Origin of the sequence: Natronogracilivirga saccharolytica, from assembly GCF_017921895.1 — a bacterium.
In the GTDB taxonomy this organism is placed as follows: domain Bacteria; phylum Bacteroidota; class Rhodothermia; order Balneolales; family Natronogracilivirgulaceae; genus Natronogracilivirga; species Natronogracilivirga saccharolytica.
This window is the reverse complement of the sequence record NZ_JAFIDN010000001.1, coordinates 519,866-539,070: the sequence shown is the minus strand read 5'-3', so window position 1 is coordinate 539,070 and position 19,205 is coordinate 519,866. Positions and strand designations below refer to the sequence as shown.

Here is a 19,205-nt window from a genome sequence, read left to right as displayed (position 1 = left end):
CGTGGTCCTGTTTGCAGGGTCACACCCTTTTTCATTAGTATTTGAGAAGTCCGGGGAGAAAGATGAATTTACGGGCTGTTATTTCTCACTTATCACAGTTATATTATATATTTACACCAAATTGAAGTATATTTGACTGTGGAACAAACAAGTTCGAAAAACTGGAGCCCGACCTCCTGGCAATCCCATCCCATTAAACAAATCCCGGAGTATAGCAATCAGAAACTCCTGAAACAGGTCTATAAGGAACTGAAAAGCTACCCGCCTCTGGTCAATTCATGGGAGGTGGAAGATTTGCGTGATCAACTGGCTCTGGCATCCCGCGGCAAAGCGTTTTTGTTGCAGGGTGGAGACTGTGCCGAGGTCTTTGACAACTGCAATGCCCCTCAGACGGTGAGCCTGCTTAAGGTCCTGCTTCAGATGAGTTTTATCCTGATTCACGAAATGAACATACCGGTCGTGCGGGTGGGCAGAATCGCAGGGCAGTATGCCAAGCCCAGATCCAAACCCATGGAAAAAGTGGCCGGACAGGAGCTGCCATCCTACCGTGGTGATCTTTTCAACAAGTTTGAGCAGGACGAAGAGGCGCGGATGACCAATCCCAAGCGGCTACTGGAAGGATACAAGCTTTCGGCATTGACCCTGAATTTCATTCGTTCGCTGACGGAAGGAAAGGGTTTTGCCAACCTTAACCATCCGGAATACTGGGAGCTCGATTTCATGCGGCGGAACAAGTACTACAAGGAGTACGAGTCGATGGTCAAATCGATCACCAATGCCGTCCGTTTCGTAGAAACCATTTCCAATCACAAAATCGATGCCCTCAAACAGGTACGGGTTCACACATCTCATGAGGCACTCAATCTGTACTATGATTCGGCGCAGACTCAGCAGGTTCCTCATAACAAGGGCTGGTATAATCTGAGCACGCATATGCCGTGGCTGGGCAACCGGACCCGCGACCTTGAAGGCGCCCATGTTGAATATTTCCGCGGAATTCGCAATCCGATCGGGATCAAGGTCGGACCTCCGTTCGAAAGTGAGGAGGTTGTGCGGCTTATTGAAAAGCTCAATCCCGAAAATACGGAGGGAAAGGTCACTCTGATCACCCGCATGGGTAAAGACAATGTCGAATCCATGCTGCCGGAACTGATCCGCACCGTTGAGCGTGCCGGACTGAGTGTGATCTGGAGCTGCGACCCCATGCATGGCAATACGTATGCCACGGACGAAAATATCAAAACCAGAAGTTTTGACGATATTCTGACCGAAATCAAGCAAACATTTGCCGTACACCGGAGTGAGGGCACCTTTCTCGGCGGCGTCCATTTGGAGCTGACCGGTGACAACGTTACCGAATGTGTCGGAGGTGCGAACAATCTTCGTGCTGACGGACTCAAGCGCAATTACAAGACATTTTGTGATCCGCGCCTGAATTATCAGCAGAGTCTAGAGATGGCATTTCTGATTACAAAGGAGTGGAAGGCAACCTGGCAGGACCGCTGAAATTCTGACACATATCTGTCATCCGTTCCGGCCCCGGAATTGTCTTAATGACAAATCAACCGAAGGGTTCTGTCATTTTTAACAGATCTGTATGACATGCATAACACAAAACTTGTCAAAAATGACAGATGGCATGGGTTGGTACGCCTTTTGCAATAGTTCATGGTGAAAACAGGAGTTAACCATGAACCTTAAAAAAGGAGGTAGCTATGGCTATCACAAAGTATAACCCAATGCAAGAATTTGAAAGAGCAGGAGTACCGCGCACCTTTTCCAGCATTCTGGATGAGTTTTTCAATGATGTAGTGACCAGTGACAGCGGCCGGCTTTATGCGCCGAGCATCGATATTTCCGAGACCGACAGTCACTATCATGTTCAGGCTGCGCTGCCCGGAATGAAGAAAGACGATATCAATATTGATCTGCAGGATCGTCGTCTGACCATTTCCGGTGAGCGTAAGGAAGAAACCGAAAACAAGGATACCAAGCATCATGTCCGTGAAACCCGTTACGGACAGTTCGAGCGTTCCATCATGCTTCCGAACAACATCAATCAGGACAAAATTGATGCACGTTTCGAAGATGGTATCCTTAAGCTGGATATCGAGAAGAAGGAAAAGCAGGTGAACAAGCAGATCAAGGTTAAGTAAACATTGAGATGCTTGTCATCATGTCGTGTGGTACGAGGCCCGGCCGGGGTTGAAACAGTGCCCTTGCCGGGCATTTTTTTGGATGGCAGCCGTACAAATGTATCCGGATATGGCGAACATCAGTCATAATGATGTGTCCCAAAGCTTACAACGACTTGAATACACTTGTCAGCTCCCTTCCGATCCCGACCGCTGTTTTGAGATAAGCCTGCTGTTCTTTGTCCGTGCCATCGGTGCTTTTGGGATCTTCAAATGTAAAGGCAGCCCGGGACTGTGCTCCAGGTACAACCGGACAGTTCTGATCGGCATCCGAACAGGTCATTACGGCTATAAACGGAAGACTCTGATCGATGCTGTCTTCAATTTTTTTGGAATAGCAGACCAGTTCGGTCAGGTTGGATCCGGCAGAAACATGCCAGCGCGGATTGGGACCGTTTGAAGACGGAGTTTCGGGCGTGATCTGAAATCCGAGCGTTTTCATGGCACGAATAGCATTGGGGTGGAATGCCGTTACTTCAGTGCCCCCCGAGTAACACTCAACACTGGGAATCTGAAAGGAATGAGCGAGTGCATGTGCCCAGATCTGGGCCATTTGACTGCGCCTTGAGTTGTGGGTGCAAATAAAGTTCAGCCTAACCGGCTCTTTTGACTTCTGCACGTCCCTGATATTTTTCACCAGATCCTCAATAATGTGCTGACGCGACTGCGGAATGTGATCTTCTTCTTCCAGGAACTGATCGATGAGCTGATCGATGACGGGATATATACGTGACATGTTTGCCGGACTTTAGAGAGGAATGATGGAAACTGTGATTTCACGCCGGCAACGGTTGTTCAAATGCGGTACCTGGTATTGTCGCTGCCGCCGGAAACAATCCATAATATAAGGCAAATCCCGAATGGTTCCATAGTTCCGGTTGATGCACCTGTAATGAATCATGATAACAATAAAATACCCGCGCAATAAGTTTTAATGTTCAAGGTGTCGAAACACTTACCAATTACAATAATCCTTAAAGAACACGTATCAGGAGTCAGAGCATGAAAAGTCATTACTCGAAGTTTGCCACCGCATTAACTGTCGTACTGGTATTTTTGATTATCCGCGTGCCTCTGGGGGCAGGCACAGCTGATGAGCCGTATGAATTTAAACCGAGGGAATCTGATCAACAGGCAGAATTAAAGGATGAATCTCAGGATCTGCTGACACGCTTCAACAACGCACTGGTGAACTTGTCGGACGTTACCAAGCCCACTGTTGTGATGGTATCTACGGAAAGGACAGTGAGAAGAAGCACGGGCGGCAGAGGCATGTTTGATGATTTCTTCCGGCCGTTCAGAGATGATCCGTTTTTCCGTGACCATCCGTTTTTCCGTGACCGCGGTGAAGATCGTGAGCGTGAATACCGGACACAGGGTCTGGGTTCAGGTGTGATTGTTTCAGAGGATGGGTATATACTCACCAACCATCACGTTATTGCCCAGGCCGATACCATCAAAATTACTCTGATTAATCAGAAAGAAATCCCGGCCACGGTAGTTGGTTCAGATCCCAATACCGACATCGCGGTTCTCAAAATTGAAGCGGAAAACCTGCCCTATATGGAGTTCGGAGACAGCGAAGAACTTCAGGTCGGTGAAATGGTAATGGCTATTGGAAGTCCGCTCGGTGCCGCACTGGCACATACGGTCACCCAGGGTATCGTGAGCGCCAAAGGAAGGGAAGACCTTAATATTCTCGGACGGGACGGCTATGAGAATTTCATACAGACCGATGCCGCCATTAACCGGGGTAACTCCGGCGGACCGCTTATCAATATGAAAGGCGAACTGATCGGAATCAACACTGCCATTGCCTCTCAGTCGGGTGGCTTCCAGGGAATCGGATTTGCCATTCCCAGCAACATGGCCCGCAATGTGATGGAGTCCATCATCGAAAAAGGACGGGTCGTCCGCGGATTTATCGGTGTTGAGTTTCAGCGGCTTGATGAAAGCCTTGCCAGAGCATTTGATCTTCCCGAAGCACGAGGTGTTCTTATCACCAACGTATCCAGTGATTCTCCTGCTGAAGAGGCCGGTCTGCAGCCCGAGGATATCATCCTGAAATTCAATGGCCGGGAAGTGGAAACCGGATCAGAGTTCCGTCGCAGGGTGGCTGAAATGTCACCGGGCACCGAGATTACGTTGACGATATTCCGTGATGGTGACGAGATGGACGTAAATGTTACTCTGGGAGAGCATCCGACCGATGATCTGGCGGTGGCCGATCAGGAGACGATCCGCGATGTCATAGGCTTTTCGGTTACTGAACTGACCCGTGAACTGGCTGAAAGATTGCGGATACGCCCTGATGTGGAAGGTGTGGTCGTTGAAGAAGTCGACGGCAACAGCCCGGCAGCTGAGAATGGTCTGCGCCAGGGTGATGTCATAGTTTCCCTGAACAGAATGCCGGTAACTTCGGTTTCTGAATTCAACGAGGCGGTTTCTGAAATGACAGTGGGTGAATCCATGTTGCTTCAGGTTCTGAGAGGTAATCAGCGGTTGTTTATCGCTTTTGAGCTGCAAAGCACATGATGCTGACACCTGGCCCGCAGGATAAGCGGGCCGGCAAAATATCGTATTGAGCTGACCTGATCTGGTGCTGCTCTCTGATATAGTTCAAGGCTCCTGCCTGGTTTTCGGCGGGAGCTTTTTTTTTTGGCAGAAATTCAAATGTGGCAAGGAATTTGTGCATTTTATAGTGGAATAATTTTGATGACAACAGATATGCATTTTTATGAGTATGTTATGCCATTGTGGGACATGACGACAGGGAACCTTGCCAGTTTGTCATTTTGGAATATTATAATTGTTTGAATTGCCATGAATTACAAAGATTATTACAGTATTCTTGGAGTTAAAAAAGGTGCTTCGAAAGATGAAATAAAGAAGGCTTACCGAAAGCTGGCCAGAAAATACCACCCGGATGTCAATCCGGATGACAAGGAAGCGGCCAGAAAGTTCAATGAGATCGGTGAAGCCTATGAAGTGCTCAGTGATGATGAAAACCGGAAGCTCTACGATCAGGTAGGAGCTGACTGGAAAAAGTACAAGCAGGCGGGAGCACAAAGTGGTGATTTCAACTGGCAGCAGTACGCACGTGGGCAGGCTGGACAGGGAGGCCGGCATGCCTATTCCAGAACAACAGAAGACTTTTTCGGCGGGGGCGACTTTTCGGACTTTTTTGAGCAAATCTTCGGTGGGGGCATCAACCGTGGTCAGCAAAGACAGCGCCGTGCACGTCCGGGTGCCGACTTTCGGGATGCCGGATATGGCTGGGATGTCAGAACAGAGTCCCGGAAAGGCAAGGACATAACCGCTGAACTTGAAATCACACTTGAAGAAGCATATCGCGGTACAGAAAAGTCTGTGCGTGTTAATAAGAATCAGATGAAAATAAAAATCCCGAAAGGGATTTACAGCGGACGCAGGCTGAAACTGAAAGGCCGCGGCCAGCCAGGAACCGGTGGAGGAGAACCCGGTGACTTATACATCAAAGTCACAATTAAACCTCACGAGGTATTTACTAGAGAGGACGATGACCTGTATACCAATGTCGAAGTGAGCCTCTACAAAGCACTTCTGGGAGGCACCATGGAGGTGCCAACCATGAACGGTACGGTCAAAATCAAGGTGCCTGCAGAATCACAGCCCGGCCGGGTATTCCGGCTTCGCGGCTATGGCATGCCCGTGTTCCAACAGGAAGAAAAGAAAGGTGACCTGTTTGCAACATTGCAGGTGCGGTTGCCTGAAAAGCTTTCGAAAAAAGAAAAAGAAATGTTCCGCGAGCTTGCGGAAATACGCAAAGAAAATCTCTGAGCCCGGACTCTGCGTGTCAGCCTGCCAAAAAGTCAGAACTGAAGCTGAATTTCAATATGGTACGGAATTCGCTCTGTTATCTGAGAAAACAAGTTAAATCAACGACGTTATAATCGCAGAGTTATGAATTTGAACAAATTTACTTTAAAAGCTCAGGAAAGTATTCAGCAGGCTTTGGAGGTTGCATCAGATAACGGCCACCAGGCCCTGGAACCGGTGCATATTCTCAAAGCACTGATTTCTGACCAGTCCAATATCACCGTAACCATTCTCAAGAAAATTGGTGTCTCGATTAATGAAGTGGAGTCCGGTATCGCGGAGATTATGAAGAAAACTCCGGTTGTCAAAGGAGCTTCGGTATCCGGTCAATATATGTCGAATGACACCAAATCTTTGTTTGACAAGGCATCGTCCCTGGCATCTGAATTCGGGGACGAATACATAAGCTCGGAACACCTGCTGCTGGCTTTGATCGACCATGAAAGCGAAGTTTCGCGGCTGCTCAAGAGATCGGGTGTCAAGCGGGAGGATGTCATGAACGTACTTCAGGATGTGCGGGGCAGTCAGAAGGTGGATGACCCCAACGCCGAGGGACGTTATGAGGCATTGAAAAAATATGCACGCGACCTGAATGAAGCCGCCGAGAAAAACAAACTTGATCCGGTCATCGGCCGGGATCAGGAAATCCGCAGGGTTATGCAGATCCTGACCCGCCGGACAAAGAACAACCCCGTACTGGTTGGTGAGCCGGGAGTGGGTAAAACGGCCATCGCCGAGGGACTCGCACTCCGGATCATACAGGGCGATGTTCCTGAAGGACTCAAGACCAAGCGCGTTATTGCACTCGACATGGGTGCGCTGATCGCGGGGGCCAAATACCGCGGCGAATTCGAGGACCGGCTGAAGGCCGTGGTCAAGGAGGTTATCGATGCCGACGGTGAGATTATCCTTTTCATTGACGAGATTCACACCCTGGTTGGCGCCGGTGCCACAGAAGGAGCCATGGACGCAGCCAATATCCTCAAGCCAAGCCTTGCCAGAGGAGAGTTGCGCGCCATAGGGGCGACAACCTTGTCCGAATACCGGAAATTCGTTGAGAAGGACAAGGCTCTGGAGCGCAGGCTGCAGACAGTCCATGTCGATGAACCATCAGTGGAGGACACCGTTTCCATCATGCGCGGACTCAAGGAAAAATATGAACTGCACCACGGTGTGCGCATTACCGATGGAGCCATCATCGCAGCGGCGGAGCTGTCCGACAGGTATATTTCCGCCCGTTTTCTGCCGGACAAGGCCATTGACCTTATGGATGAGGCTGCATCGCGTCTGCGAATCGAAATCGACTCCATGCCGGAAGAACTGGATCAGATTGATCGTCAGATCAGGCAGCTTGAAATCGAACGTGAAGCCATCAAACGGGAAGAAGACAAGTCAAAACTTGAGGATATTAACCGCGAGCTTGCCGATCTGAATGAGAAGTACAAAGAGCTGAAATCACGATGGAACTCCGAACGGGAGCTGATCCAGAATATCCGCAGCATGAAGCAGGAAATCGAGAATGCCCGCAATGAGGCTGACAAGGCGGAGCGGGAGGGCCGCTATGAACAGGTGGCCGAGCTGCGGTACGGCAAAATCGCCAATCTCGAAAAAGAGCTGGAAGCGACAAAAGAGAAGCTCACAGAGCAGCAGAAACAATCACCCATGCTCAAGGAAGAGGTTGAAGCTGATCATGTCGCTGAAATTGTATCCCGCTGGACGGGTATTCCGGTGCGAAAAATGCTCCAGAGCGAGCGCATGAAGCTGCTCTCGATGGAGGACGAACTGCATCAGCGGGTGATCGGGCAGGATCAGGCCATCGACGCTGTTTCGCACGCGGTGCGGCGGTCACGTGCCGGACTTCAGGACGAACATCGCCCGATCGGCTCCTTTATCTTCCTCGGCTCCACCGGCGTCGGCAAGACCGAGCTTGCACGCTCTCTTGCAGACTATCTTTTCGATGACGAGAACGCCATGGTCCGCATAGACATGAGCGAGTACATGGAGCGGCACAGTGTGAGCCGCCTGGTGGGGGCGCCTCCGGGATACGTTGGCTACGAGGAAGGCGGACAGCTCACAGAAGCAGTGCGTCGCAAACCTTATTCGGTGGTTCTGCTTGATGAAATTGAGAAGGCGCATGCGGATGTGTTCAACATTCTTTTGCAGTTGCTCGACGATGGCCGCCTCACTGACAACAAGGGAGTGACGGTCGATTTCACAAATACCATTGTGATCATGACCAGCAATATCGGATCACAGGAGATCCGGCGTAAAATCGAGGAAGCCTCAGGAGACATTTCCGAAGCTGAATATGCCAAACTTCAGGCACGGCTGCTGGAGACGCTGAAAGAGACGATCCGGCCGGAGTTTCTCAACCGGATTGACGACATCATCGTATTCCATCCGCTTGGCAAGGATCAGATCCGTCAGATTGTTGATATCCAGCTCAAGCGTGTTGACCGCATGCTTGCCAAAAAGGATGTCACGATCAGACTGGACAGTCAGGTTCGCGACTGGCTGGCCGACCGCGGTTATGATCCGCAGTTTGGAGCGAGACCGCTTAAGCGGCTGATTCAGCGCGAGGTTGTGAACAAACTGGCAACCATGCTTATTTCCAAATCTGGTGAAGAACCGGTTGAGTATGAGGTTAAAGTGGCCAAAAACGGGAATGAGCTGACATTTGCCGAGGTGTTCGACGATGTTGAGGCGTGGTCAGAGTGACCAAGTAAATCTGGCGCTTATAAAGGCGGTCTGATCTAATTCAGGCTGCCTTTTTTTTCGTCCGGACGGGGGATATACAAAGCGCAGGACTTGATTTCGTTCAGACCTGGATATACAAAGCGGATGACTTGATTTCGTCAAAGTCTTGCGTTTTTTAAGGCGTTTACTCTAACTGCCAGTTTTTTTATTCGTGAAGTGTAGTTACTTAATGAGAGCTTTTTTTATCTTCACTGGTTACCATTACGGAGTGAGCACAGTTGGCTCCTCAAGACACTACTAACGGTTATACCGCACTCAGCAAACCATGGAATTACGCAACAGCACATCCAGCAGAAACTCGGCAATCATTCTCATCCACTGTCCGGATAAAAAAGGGCTTGTTGCCGCGGTAACCCGGTTTCTGGCGCACAACAACGGAAATATTCTGGAAATTGACCAGCATGTGGACAAGCTCAGCCAGGTGTTTTTCATGCGTGTGGAGTGGGATCTTGATGGTTTTCTGATTCCCGACGATCAGATTGAAAGCGAATTTTCAAAGCATATCGGCACTCCGTTTGATATGCACTGGCAACTTTACTTTTCCAGAGAAAAACCCAAAATGGCAGTTTTTGTCTCCGGCTACGGACATTGCCTTTACGATATTCTTGCCCGGTATGACAGCGGGGAATGGTATGTGGATATTCCCCTGATTATCAGCAATCATCCGCATATGAAGCAGGTGGCAGACCGGTACGGGATTGACTACCATCAGTTTGATGTTAACCAGGAAAACAAGCCGGAAGTAGAGGCGAAGCAAAAAGAGTTGCTGCATTCGTACGAAATCGATGTGATGGTGCTGGCGCGGTATATGCAGATTTTGTCAGACAATTTTGTGGCGGATTATCCGGGCCGGATTATAAACATTCACCATTCCTTCCTTCCGGCCTTTCCCGGTGCACGTCCGTATCATTCGGCTTTTCAGCGCGGCGTAAAGGTGATCGGAGCAACCAGCCATTATGTAACCGCCGATCTGGATGAAGGCCCCATTATTGAACAGGATGTGATCCACGTAAATCACCGGCATTCAGTGGAGGATCTGGCCAGAAAGGGGCGCGATCTGGAAAAAATTGTACTGGCAAGGGCGATCTGGCTTCATCTGGAGCGCCGGACCATGGTCTTCGAAAATCGGACAATCGTATTTCAGTAACTGTTTGTCCAAAGATTATCAGGACCTGAGCCTGTTGTGCCCTGAGTCTTTTTTCAAAAGCAAGGGTAAGCCGTGAGATATACTGTCATCAGATCACATCCATTCCGGGTCATAAGCTCAAAGTTTCAGGTTTTAAGGTCAAAATGAAGTCTTTTGATCAGAATGAACTCACCAGACAGGATGTCATTGTAAGGCTGACAACATAGCGAAGCTGACAAAAAAAGGGTGCTCCCCGAAGGAAGCACCCTTTTTTTACTGCTGTGATGGTGCTGCTGTGAATGATCCTACTTCACCAGCATCAGCTTTTTGGACTGTACGAAGTCACCGGCATGCATGCGGTAGATGTAGACACCGCTTGCCAGACGGGTAGCATCGAACTCAACCGTGTGAACACCTGCTTCACGTGATTCATTGACCAGGGTGGCCACACGCTGTCCGGTCACATCATACACTTCCAGAGTCACATTGGCCGACTCGGGAACCTGATAGCGGATCGTGGTTACCGGGTTGAACGGGTTCGGATAGTTCTGGTCGAGCCCGAACTCGGTCGGAACGTCGCTCAGCTGCTCGCCGCTGGTCGGCTGCTCGCCCCATACGTCGTTGACTACTTTGTCATCATCAACTGTAATCATACGGTTGGGGTCGCCCGGCCATTCGCTGTTATCCCAATCCGGTTCGTCTTCCACCATGAAGTACTTGTACTCATAATCTCCGGCCTCGGCATACAGGGTAACCGTATAGATGTTTTCGTCATCCTCGGATGCGAACATACGGTAGCGCGGGTTGCTGCCCGGCTCCTGCCACTCCGGAGTGTTTATGCTTCCGGCAAGATAGACATGGTTTTCGTCCGGATCGAAGCCCTGAACTCCGCCCATATCAACGTTGAACTCTACGCGATACTGATCTTCGAGCGGTTCAAAGTCATCGGTGAAGAACGGGAAGACCTGGGTGTCCTCATTGAACTGACCCATGGTTCCGCTGACATGGAATACCGCCGGCGGCATGGGTTGTCCGTCGTAGTCATCTCCCCACGGGGTATTGTTGCGGGCCAGACGAACCACGAACGTGTCGGCTTCGGCTTCGCTGGTTACACGCACATTCACACCGCTTCCGTCTGCAACCGGGTCGCCGGGAAGCGGCCAGTTGTTCAGGTCTTCTTCGATGATGTACATGTCGCGCAGCTGCACGCGCATACCCTGATACTCCGAGTCGTCCCGCATCTCATCGCCGTCGATGGCGACCGCCTCGGGCAGATCGTTGCCGGAGCTGGTGATTTCGTATTCCATTACCTCGATGTTGCGCTGGTTACGGAAGGTTGCCATTTCACCCATGATGATAATGCTGTCACCCGGCTGGGCATAAACGCCGCTCTGGGCTCCGCCATCATCAAAATCGGTCACATTCAGTCCGGCCGTTTCATCCTGGATGAAGTAGTCGGCCACACCGAATCCGAAGTCGGTGGAGTTGACAATACCCTTGACAACTACAATGCGGTCGTCGTCAAACGAACGGGCCTCGGCAATGGAAATAATGTCGAGGTCGGCGCTGTAATCCGGGAATTCCAGATCAAGGTCAAAGGCGTGATAGCCGCCGATGCCGTTGTTGGTTCCCAGTACATACAGGTTGGCCGTTCCGTCGGGGTTGCCGGTAAATGCCACTTCTCCGGTACCGTTGGGATTGCCGGCTCCGCGCATCGATGGTGTGTCGAAGACAAAGGCTGCTTCATCAAGATCGCCGTCCGGGATACGCACGACACGGATTTTTTCATCCGTTTCGGGATCAGAGCTGTGGCCGTGGATGTAGCCTGCCAGCATGTGATCACCGTTTTCGGTACCGAGGTAGCGAAGTGCCGTCGTGTTGCCGGGGAACAGATCTGATGAGATGGAGCCAAGGTGGTTTCCTTCATAGTCGAACTTGTGCACATCGCGTCCGCTGGCCGTCCAGAAGAACGTACCGTCTCCGACCGGTGCAACAGACGGGACAGCTCCGGAGTCAACTTCTTCAAGATCGATGACAACCGGCTCATCGAAGAAAGCGCCGTCGGGTCCGTTCATCGGGAATACATAAACAGTGGCACTGTTGCCATCTCCTGCGTACAGACGCATACCACCGTCGAGGGTGCTGCCTGTGATCATGATGCGATCTCCCAGCCTGGCACCGTCCTGTTCAAACTCAAGAACCACTTCCGGTTCGCCGTTGCGCATGCGATATACCTTGAAGGCATTGTCACCGGCATCCAGCGTCATGTTGGCGGCGAAAAGATGGCCATTGTCACTGATTTCGATGTCGTTGAGGGGGAACAGTCCGCCGCTCACACCTTCGGTGTTCAGAGTATCGAGGACCTCGCCGGTCTCGTTATCCAGCACGTAGACAAAGATCCCGTCCTTGCGGCTGACGGCATACATGTGATCATCGCCGGCGATCATTCCACGCTCGGTGTGGTCATCGCTGAACCAGTCCGGACGGGTTTCGTCGATCGTGGAGAGCTGGAACAGGGTCTCATAGGGGAGAACCTCAACCGGTTCTTCGTCATACCACTGTTCACCATCATACCAACCGGTGGTGTTTCGGGACAGGTCATCAGTCTGATTCCCGTCATTATCATTGAAGATGATCATGTCGAAGTTTACGGGCACATCATAGCTGTACCACTCGGAATCTTCTTCGGGTTCGTTCATCAGTTCACCCGGCCATTCGATATAGGGATCACCATCATCTTCCCAGGCATAGGCGTACACATCATCCCATCCTTCCGGGTTGTTGTAGTAAACGGTGAAGAAGTCCGGCTCGGGATCCGGTTCCACACTCAGCCACTGAACATTGTCCACGGCAACCTGGGCACCACTTGAGGTGTTCTGGAAGCGAAGAACAAAATCGCCTTCTACATCCGGGATGCCAATAAGACCGGAGCTGAGCACTTCATTCTGCTGACCGTCTGATGTAACTGTAGCCACCAGCTCGTCATTGACAAACACATCCAGTTCAACATCGTTGCTGAACATTTGCATGTAGTCAAACTGCAGGGCAGCAATGCCACCGGTGATGGTGCCTGACTCGATTTTTGCATCGGCATTGTTTTGCAGACCCGGTGTCGGTTCATCAATATGTATGTCACCTCTTGCATTTACATATTCCCATGTGGAACCGTCCTGGCCTTCAAAGGTGCCGCTTTGATATTGACCGGCAGTTACAGGGAAATTTGCAAAATCTTCAAGATTGTCAAACTCAACTGTGTCGATTTCGCCACGCTCAAGATCGATGGCAAATGCCGCATCTGCAAATACCACTTCATCGCCTGCTTCGGCAGTTATGGTCCAGTCTGCTTCCAAGACATCACCGATGTCAAGGCCGTTGTCATCCAACAACTGGTCGATGGCACCCATGGTAAGGGTCAGCTGATTGTCATTGCCATTGCCATCAGCAGGAATGCTGACTATAGGATCATCAAAGTTATCTCCGCGGGCATCGAGGTGCCAGGTGAAGTGCAGCAATCCGTCGACGTTGGATGCCGGGCGCTCCCAGGTAATCACAACTTCATCAACTGGTGAGCCTTCGACAGTAAGCTCAGCACCGTCTTCAGGGGATTCCAGAGCGAAGCCTTCAATATCCACTTCGACTTCTTCAATCAGGTCATAATGAGCTGCATATAGCTGTGGAGTACCGAAGAATTCTGCGGCAATGCCTTTGAGGTTGACGACCCCTGCCGGTATAGCTTCACCAATAACATCAGAATCACTTAAATGAGTTCTGAAAGTCACAGGACTGGTTACGGTTGGGTCAATAATTCCATAGTTGGTGGTTTCTTCGAAATCACCTTCGTCAACAAATTGAGCCATTTCAACTTTCATCAGCCGTGGCTCACCAACATATTCAAGATCCGCCAGTGTGGTTTCCCAGTATGGCAGGTCGTTGTCAGATGTGGTGGGTGCAATATCAGCGAGCGGGAGCAGCTGAGTAGTACCATCAGATTCACTGAATTCAAAAGTAAATCCGGTGATACCATCGCCTCTTGCCAGTCCGGTAAGAACGTTGTTGTCATCATCAACCAGTACGGCACCTGTTTCGTCTGACAGATAGTGCTGGTTGCGATTGGTAGCTGCCACGAATGTAACAATCACTTCGTTGGTCAACACTGCTTCTTCACCTACCTCGGCATTATCAAGAAGGTCAGCTATGTTATCGTATTCATTCAGGTCCGGTTCTTCAAGCAGCTCAACCGAATACGAGCCGATGCCTCTCGCACTTGCCATTACATAGGCATCAAAACCATCATCAGTCCGGATGAACCGTGGTTCGCCGAGTCCTGCAAAAGGCAGGCCTGAGCCCAGTGACGGAGTTGTGCCGATTACTTCTGCAAGTTCGGGATCACCGTCTACAACACGTACCAGTTCGGCACTGCTGTTATCAGAGTTGATTACCGCTATGTAATCATTGCCCTCATAGGTGTCGATAAACTGGACTTTAATAGTTGACGAACCAAGCACTTCACTGGGTATTGCGCCAATTTCGGTGCCGTCAGAATCCATTTTGAATACCGAACGGCCGTCAGCAGTCCAGTAAAAGGGCTCTTCACCCGGAAGTGCTGCGGAGGCACTCGGGTTGGTTCCGATGTCATTTACTTCAAAGATTTCCGGGTCGTCACTGAAGTTTTCTCCCGGACCGGTCTGTGTGTACCGAAGGATTGCTTCTTCTTCCGGTTCATCAGCTGCAGGTGTGCTGGTTACATAAAGTGTAGCCGTTCCATTGTCGAAATTGCCTGTCATGTTGGCCACGCGGCCAATGCGCCATCCATCCTGAGCGATGAGGTCATCTTCGAGTACAACGACAGGATCTTCATCATCCAAATCGGTGAACATCTGTACAAGGAATGCCGTATGCCCGGCAACCTCGGCATAGTTGTTGACAAAAATCTTGTTGTCTTCTGTTGTGGTTACGTCACTGATGCGAAATGTGCCTTTGCCATCGTCATAGCTTCCAAGGCTCATCTCTCCCTCATCATCGCCGTTTTCTGCATTAATTACTCGGACGTTCCAATAGGCATCAGCAGCCCATGGAGAAGTGGCTGATGTGATGAGCAAATATTTATTGCCGTTCTCCTCATGAACGGCCATTCCACGCTGATTGCCGTCCATCCATTCAGGCAAATTGTCTTCTGTTACAGACTGTTCCCAATTGGTCGTAATCTCCGTAGCCTGAGAATACGATTGGGAGAAACCCGTAAACAGAAGAGCGAATGCCAGTAAAAACCCTGTAAAAGGTCGTAGCATTTTGCTATTCATATATGTCTCCTTTTGTTTTAGTTGGCAAGTATGCTTGATACATACCCGCTTTATGATAACGAATTGTTAGATCGCGTAAAAGCAGATTCCCCTGCTTAATGATTTGGTAATCGCTTATCCCTGCAAGCGCTTTTTTGTTTGATGCAGCTAAAGTAAATGTAGCAAAAAAAATCCGAGTCATGCAACAAAATTACCCGACATTTGACTTCATAACAACTCCCTGGAGCAGAAGGCGGTCATCTTCCTTTAAAAAAGTTATCCGGGTTTAATATTTGTAAATCATCGGGGACGAAATGGCGGCCCTTGCGGATGAGTTCGCCGTCAAGGTACACATCCGCACCGATGCATACCAGATCCCAGTGGACCTGGCTTTTGTTGCCGTTCGGCGCTTCGTCGTAATCCTGACCCAGCGTCAAATGATTCGATCCGTAGATCTTCTCATCAAATAATATGTCATACATCGGCTGCCCGATCACCGGGTTGGTGCCAAAGCTGAATTCGCCGAACCGGCGCGAACCCTCATCCGTATCCAGAATCGACTGCAAGGCCTCGCGGTCCGATGCATCAAAATCCGTCACAACCCCGTCTTTTACGGTCAGTTCAACAAAATCGAACGGTTTGCCGAGGTAAACACTGGGGGCATACCGGATCCTGCCGTTAACTGAGTCGCGAAGGGGAGACGAAAAAAGTTCGCCATCGGGAATATTGCGGGTCCCGTGGCAATTGACCCAGTCCTGTCCGTCCACATGGAGGCGGATGTCAGTGCCTTCGCCTTTCAGCCGGACCTCACTGGCCTTGCGAAGGCGCTCCTCGAGCGGCAGCATCGCATCCCGCAGCCGGGCATAATCAAGCAGGCAGGCATTGTAATAAAAATCGGTGAAGGCTGATGTGGGCATGCGGGCGTTCATGGCAAATGCCGGGGAAGGATATCTCAAGACGCACCATTTGGTGTTTTTGACACGCTCATCGAAGTGAACGGGTTGCAGGTAGTGCTGCTGAAATGCCCGGTTGGCCTTTTCGGGCACCTTTGACGATTCGTAGATGTTTTCCGAAGCGCGAATGCCGACAAAGGCATCCATCTGTTTCATGAGCGGCACGCCGTCCGATTCGGCCTGATCTTTCCAGAATCCCGCATCCCCGGTTTCGAGCAAAATACGCTGGGTCTCCGGATCCACGATATCCAGATACGGGTGTGCACCGATCTCCCGGGCAAGGGTGACCAGGGCGCGTACCAGCCCGATTCCGTTGAATCCGATCAGGTTTATGAGGATCCGCTCCCCTTTTTCCAGCCGGGTGCTGTGCGTGATGATGGTTTCTGCAAGCTTGTAATCTCTGGGATCAGTCATGGCCATGGTACGCAGTTTGGTTGTTGAGTTTGTAATTTGATGGTAATGTAAAGCTGTTAGTCAGCATGTATTTCGGCGGCCTGCAGGAATCTTTTAGCAGGCATCTTTTATCCTCTGATCTGATGCGCGCCTGCCGGAGAAAGCGAGATCATGCGGTCACAAAGGGAAAGCTCCTCTTCGCGATTGGAAGCCAGCAAAACCATGCCACCGCTGTTTTGCTGATGAAGCACGATTTCCCTCACCAGCGCCATGCCTTCAGAATCCAGATTCGTCCCCGGTTCATCCAGCATTAAAATTTCCGGGCGTGACACGAGTGCTCCGCAAAGGCGAACCCGCTGCTGCTGTCCTGATGACAATGAACCATATTCCTGACCGCCCAGTCCCTCCAGCCCGCAATAGGCAATCAGATCGTCTATACCGTTTCCGGTATCCCTTTTTCCGGAAAGAGAGGCAGAAAAGGAATCTTTCCCCTCCAGCAGGTCCGTAAATTCCTGACCGCCATCAGGAAGACCACCCGTGGCAAAAGCGGCTGCTTTCACATTTTCGGATCCGGCCCGTTTATCCGGGCGAATTTCTTGAATAAACGTGAGATTTTCCCGGATCGACAATTCCTTGTACAAATGGATGTAGGGAGCGGCATACCCGATATGCCTGCGAATACTTCCGGAGTCAGGCTGCTCGTCCCTGACGGTCCAGGACACCCGACCGGTGCTTGGCCGGAGCAGACCGGAAAGGCATTTCATCAATGTTGATTTGCCGCTTCCGTTTGCACCCTGAATACCAATGCACAAAGCCCCGCTGAATCCGAAATTCAGGTCACGAAATACTTCCGTTTTTCCAAATTTTTTGCCAAGATGCGTACATTGCAGGTTTATCATAGATAATAATGTAAGGAGAGTGACTAAATTGACCAACGAATTCGTTGGAAATCTGTATTTTGTCTGAAATCTGTTTCACAAACTCCCGGATCATGGAGAAACTTATTCAAGTCATCATCAAAAACCAGAAAAAGAAACTGGACGACCGGCGTTCACATTACACGCCGGAAGAGCTGCTCAGTGCCGGACTGCCCGATTTTCTGGTCCGGCGCATGCGCGTTGAACTGACCCGCAGGGTCGACGAGTCCGTTACCATGCCTGAAAGCAAGTGGGCAGATATGAGTTCCGGTTCCGTCAGGGATGCCTGGGACCGTTTTCTTGAATCCGTGCATCAGGGGGTGAGAATGCCGGCAGATCAGGCAGAGTCTGTACTAGCGGATTCACTTAAAGACCTGCTTGATATGATGATCACCCCGCGGGCGTTTCTGCCGGATTATATATTTGGTGATGAGACAGAACTGAAACGCGAAACGGTGAAGCAACGGCTGCAGGGTGTGGTGGTCTATGAGTATTTTGCCACGGCTATCCCGAGGTTTATGGAAAAAAAACAGAGAGAGGTGCTGACCAAGGAACAGGCAGACCGGATTATCGAGCGCCTTGATGAACGCGTAACTTCGAAATACAACTCTCTGAAATGGGCATCACTTTTCGATCCCTGGTTTGAACTGATGGGTGAGTCGATTGATTCGGAATATTTTTCAATGTTTTTCAGAGACAAGGGCAAGCCGGGTGTCGCACGTTTGTTTGATGCCGAAAAAAAGGGTGTCAACCGTGACAGGCTGATTGAAATTATTTCCCGCCCGCTTCTTTATGATGATGACGAACTGGATGATGTGGGTGCCGATCTGCTTGGTCCGGAGGATTCTGCACCTGCCGTATCTGATGATGGTTCAGCGGTGAAAGAGTCAAAGGTTCGGTCCGGGGATGCATCCGCCCGGCAGAGTTCGCTTCGTGAAGACAACCCGGAAGAGAAAAAGGACAAAAACACAAAATCAATACGCACGGAGTGGTCCCGGCTGCAGTCAGAAATGTCCCGCAGACAAAGAGATCGTGATGATTCAGGACGCGCTGGTGCGGCTTCTGATGCTGCACCGGAAAACGAAGATGCAGAAGAGAAGCCCACAAAGACGTCTCTCAGCAAAGTAAGCGACGACATCTCATCCGGCCGGAGTCACAGCGACTCAGAGGCAGGACCCGATGAAGAAGAGAATCTTGTGGCAAGGTTCCGCAAGGTGAACGGAGGCAGGGATCAGGATTCGACATTGAACTCCCGGCTGAACACAGGGTTTGGCGGCAGCGGCGAAGACGATGAACCGCTGTATTCCAAACTGAAAAAAACGGAAACGTCAGGAAGCGATCAGGATGATGTGCCGATATGGCAGCAGTTCACACAGGTGCCCTATGAGTTTTCTTCAGATGAAAGGGAGGATGATGTATCAGCCGGAGAGCAAGAAGCACAGTCTGATGACGACGACTCAGGAATGATTCCCGGAAATGCCGGTCTTGAGGATATCCGGTCCTATGTCAGAGATATGGAAAAACAGTTCATTAATGAGCTGTTTAATGGCAATAAAAATGCCTATCTGATGGCGCTTGATGAGATATCGCAGCGAAAAAGCTGGAGTCAGGCCGGAGAGTTTATCAGCAGGGAGGTTTTTGACAGGAACATGATCGACATTTATTCCGATACGGCCATTCACTTTACCGACCGGATGCAAACCTATTTTTCCGAAAGGACTTAGCCG

At 50.4% G+C, this 19,205-nt stretch carries 11 protein-coding genes; 7 read left to right on the top strand and 4 right to left on the bottom strand.

The window, feature by feature from the left end:
• The first annotated feature begins 138 nt into the window (after positions 1-138).
• Positions 139-1,506 carry a 3-deoxy-7-phosphoheptulonate synthase class II gene (locus NATSA_RS02170; protein WP_210509993.1) on the top strand — a complete coding sequence of 456 codons (1,368 nt, stop codon included), beginning with the start codon at positions 139-141 and terminating at the stop codon, positions 1,504-1,506.
• Between the two features lie 209 nt (positions 1,507-1,715).
• Positions 1,716-2,156 carry an Hsp20/alpha crystallin family protein gene (locus tag NATSA_RS02165; RefSeq protein ID WP_246481568.1) on the top strand — a complete coding sequence of 147 codons (441 nt, stop codon included), beginning with the start codon at positions 1,716-1,718 and terminating at the stop codon, positions 2,154-2,156.
• A 145-nt stretch (positions 2,157-2,301) separates the two neighbouring features.
• Here NATSA_RS02165 and NATSA_RS02160 read toward each other — a convergent pair whose 3' ends face one another.
• The gene (locus NATSA_RS02160) at positions 2,302-2,931 is read right to left on the bottom strand and encodes an arsenate reductase/protein-tyrosine-phosphatase family protein (RefSeq protein WP_210509991.1); all 630 of its coding nucleotides are present in this window, start codon (positions 2,929-2,931) and stop codon (positions 2,302-2,304) included.
• Positions 2,932-3,197: 266 nt separating this feature from the next.
• Between NATSA_RS02160 and NATSA_RS02155 the strand changes: the two genes are divergently transcribed.
• From NATSA_RS02155 to purU, 4 genes are all read left to right on the top strand, one after another.
• The gene (locus tag NATSA_RS02155) at positions 3,198-4,730 is read left to right on the top strand and encodes a DegQ family serine endoprotease (RefSeq protein WP_210509989.1); all 1,533 of its coding nucleotides are present in this window, start codon (positions 3,198-3,200) and stop codon (positions 4,728-4,730) included.
• A gap of 288 nt (positions 4,731-5,018) precedes the next feature.
• Complete coding sequence (locus NATSA_RS02150) at positions 5,019-6,014, top strand: DnaJ C-terminal domain-containing protein (protein WP_210509988.1); 996 nt, start codon at positions 5,019-5,021, stop codon at positions 6,012-6,014.
• A 123-nt stretch (positions 6,015-6,137) separates the two neighbouring features.
• The gene (gene clpB, locus NATSA_RS02145) at positions 6,138-8,771 is read left to right on the top strand and encodes an ATP-dependent chaperone ClpB (protein WP_210509986.1); all 2,634 of its coding nucleotides are present in this window, start codon (positions 6,138-6,140) and stop codon (positions 8,769-8,771) included.
• Positions 8,772-9,075: 304 nt separating this feature from the next.
• Entirely contained in the window at positions 9,076-9,957 is an 882-nt protein-coding gene (gene purU / locus NATSA_RS02140) for a formyltetrahydrofolate deformylase (RefSeq protein ID WP_210509985.1), read from the top strand.
• Positions 9,958-10,241: 284 nt separating this feature from the next.
• Here the strand turns inward: purU and NATSA_RS02135 are convergent, their stop codons facing one another.
• The 3 genes from NATSA_RS02135 to NATSA_RS02125 all read right to left on the bottom strand — a co-directional run bounded on the left by NATSA_RS02135 (position 10,242) and on the right by NATSA_RS02125 (position 17,460).
• Positions 10,242-15,236: a starch-binding protein gene (locus NATSA_RS02135; RefSeq protein ID WP_210509983.1), complete on the bottom strand. Its 4,995-nt coding sequence runs from the start codon at positions 15,234-15,236 to the stop codon at positions 10,242-10,244.
• A 236-nt stretch (positions 15,237-15,472) separates the two neighbouring features.
• Positions 15,473-16,582, bottom strand: coding sequence for an aminopeptidase (locus tag NATSA_RS02130; RefSeq protein WP_210509982.1), 1,110 nt, complete (start codon positions 16,580-16,582; stop codon positions 15,473-15,475).
• 107 nt (positions 16,583-16,689) lie between these two features.
• Positions 16,690-17,460: an ABC transporter ATP-binding protein gene (locus NATSA_RS02125; RefSeq protein WP_210509980.1), complete on the bottom strand. Its 771-nt coding sequence runs from the start codon at positions 17,458-17,460 to the stop codon at positions 16,690-16,692.
• 92 nt (positions 17,461-17,552) lie between these two features.
• On the opposite strand from NATSA_RS02125, the gene NATSA_RS02120 reads away from it, so the two are divergent.
• Positions 17,553-19,202 (top strand): hypothetical protein, encoded by a 1,650-nt coding sequence (locus NATSA_RS02120; protein WP_210509978.1) that lies wholly within the window; start codon positions 17,553-17,555, stop codon positions 19,200-19,202.
• Positions 19,203-19,205 lie beyond the last annotated feature (3 nt).

What these genes read in the sequence shown, in the direction of transcription:
- NATSA_RS02165 (WP_246481568.1), top strand. Translation starts at nt 1,716, where the DNA reads ATGGCTATCACAAAGTATAACCCAATGCAAGAATTTGAAAGAGCAGGA.
- NATSA_RS02160 (WP_210509991.1), bottom strand. Translation starts at nt 2,931, where the DNA reads ATGTCACGTATATATCCCGTCATCGATCAGCTCATCGATCAGTTCCTG.
- NATSA_RS02155 (WP_210509989.1), top strand. Translation starts at nt 3,198, where the DNA reads ATGAAAAGTCATTACTCGAAGTTTGCCACCGCATTAACTGTCGTACTG.
- NATSA_RS02150 (WP_210509988.1), top strand. Translation starts at nt 5,019, where the DNA reads ATGAATTACAAAGATTATTACAGTATTCTTGGAGTTAAAAAAGGTGCT.
- clpB (WP_210509986.1), top strand. Translation starts at nt 6,138, where the DNA reads ATGAATTTGAACAAATTTACTTTAAAAGCTCAGGAAAGTATTCAGCAG.
- purU (WP_210509985.1), top strand. Translation starts at nt 9,076, where the DNA reads ATGGAATTACGCAACAGCACATCCAGCAGAAACTCGGCAATCATTCTC.
- NATSA_RS02135 (WP_210509983.1), bottom strand. Translation starts at nt 15,236, where the DNA reads ATGAATAGCAAAATGCTACGACCTTTTACAGGGTTTTTACTGGCATTC.
- NATSA_RS02130 (WP_210509982.1), bottom strand. Translation starts at nt 16,582, where the DNA reads ATGACTGATCCCAGAGATTACAAGCTTGCAGAAACCATCATCACGCAC.
- NATSA_RS02125 (WP_210509980.1), bottom strand. Translation starts at nt 17,460, where the DNA reads ATGATAAACCTGCAATGTACGCATCTTGGCAAAAAATTTGGAAAAACG.
- NATSA_RS02120 (WP_210509978.1), top strand. Translation starts at nt 17,553, where the DNA reads ATGGAGAAACTTATTCAAGTCATCATCAAAAACCAGAAAAAGAAACTG.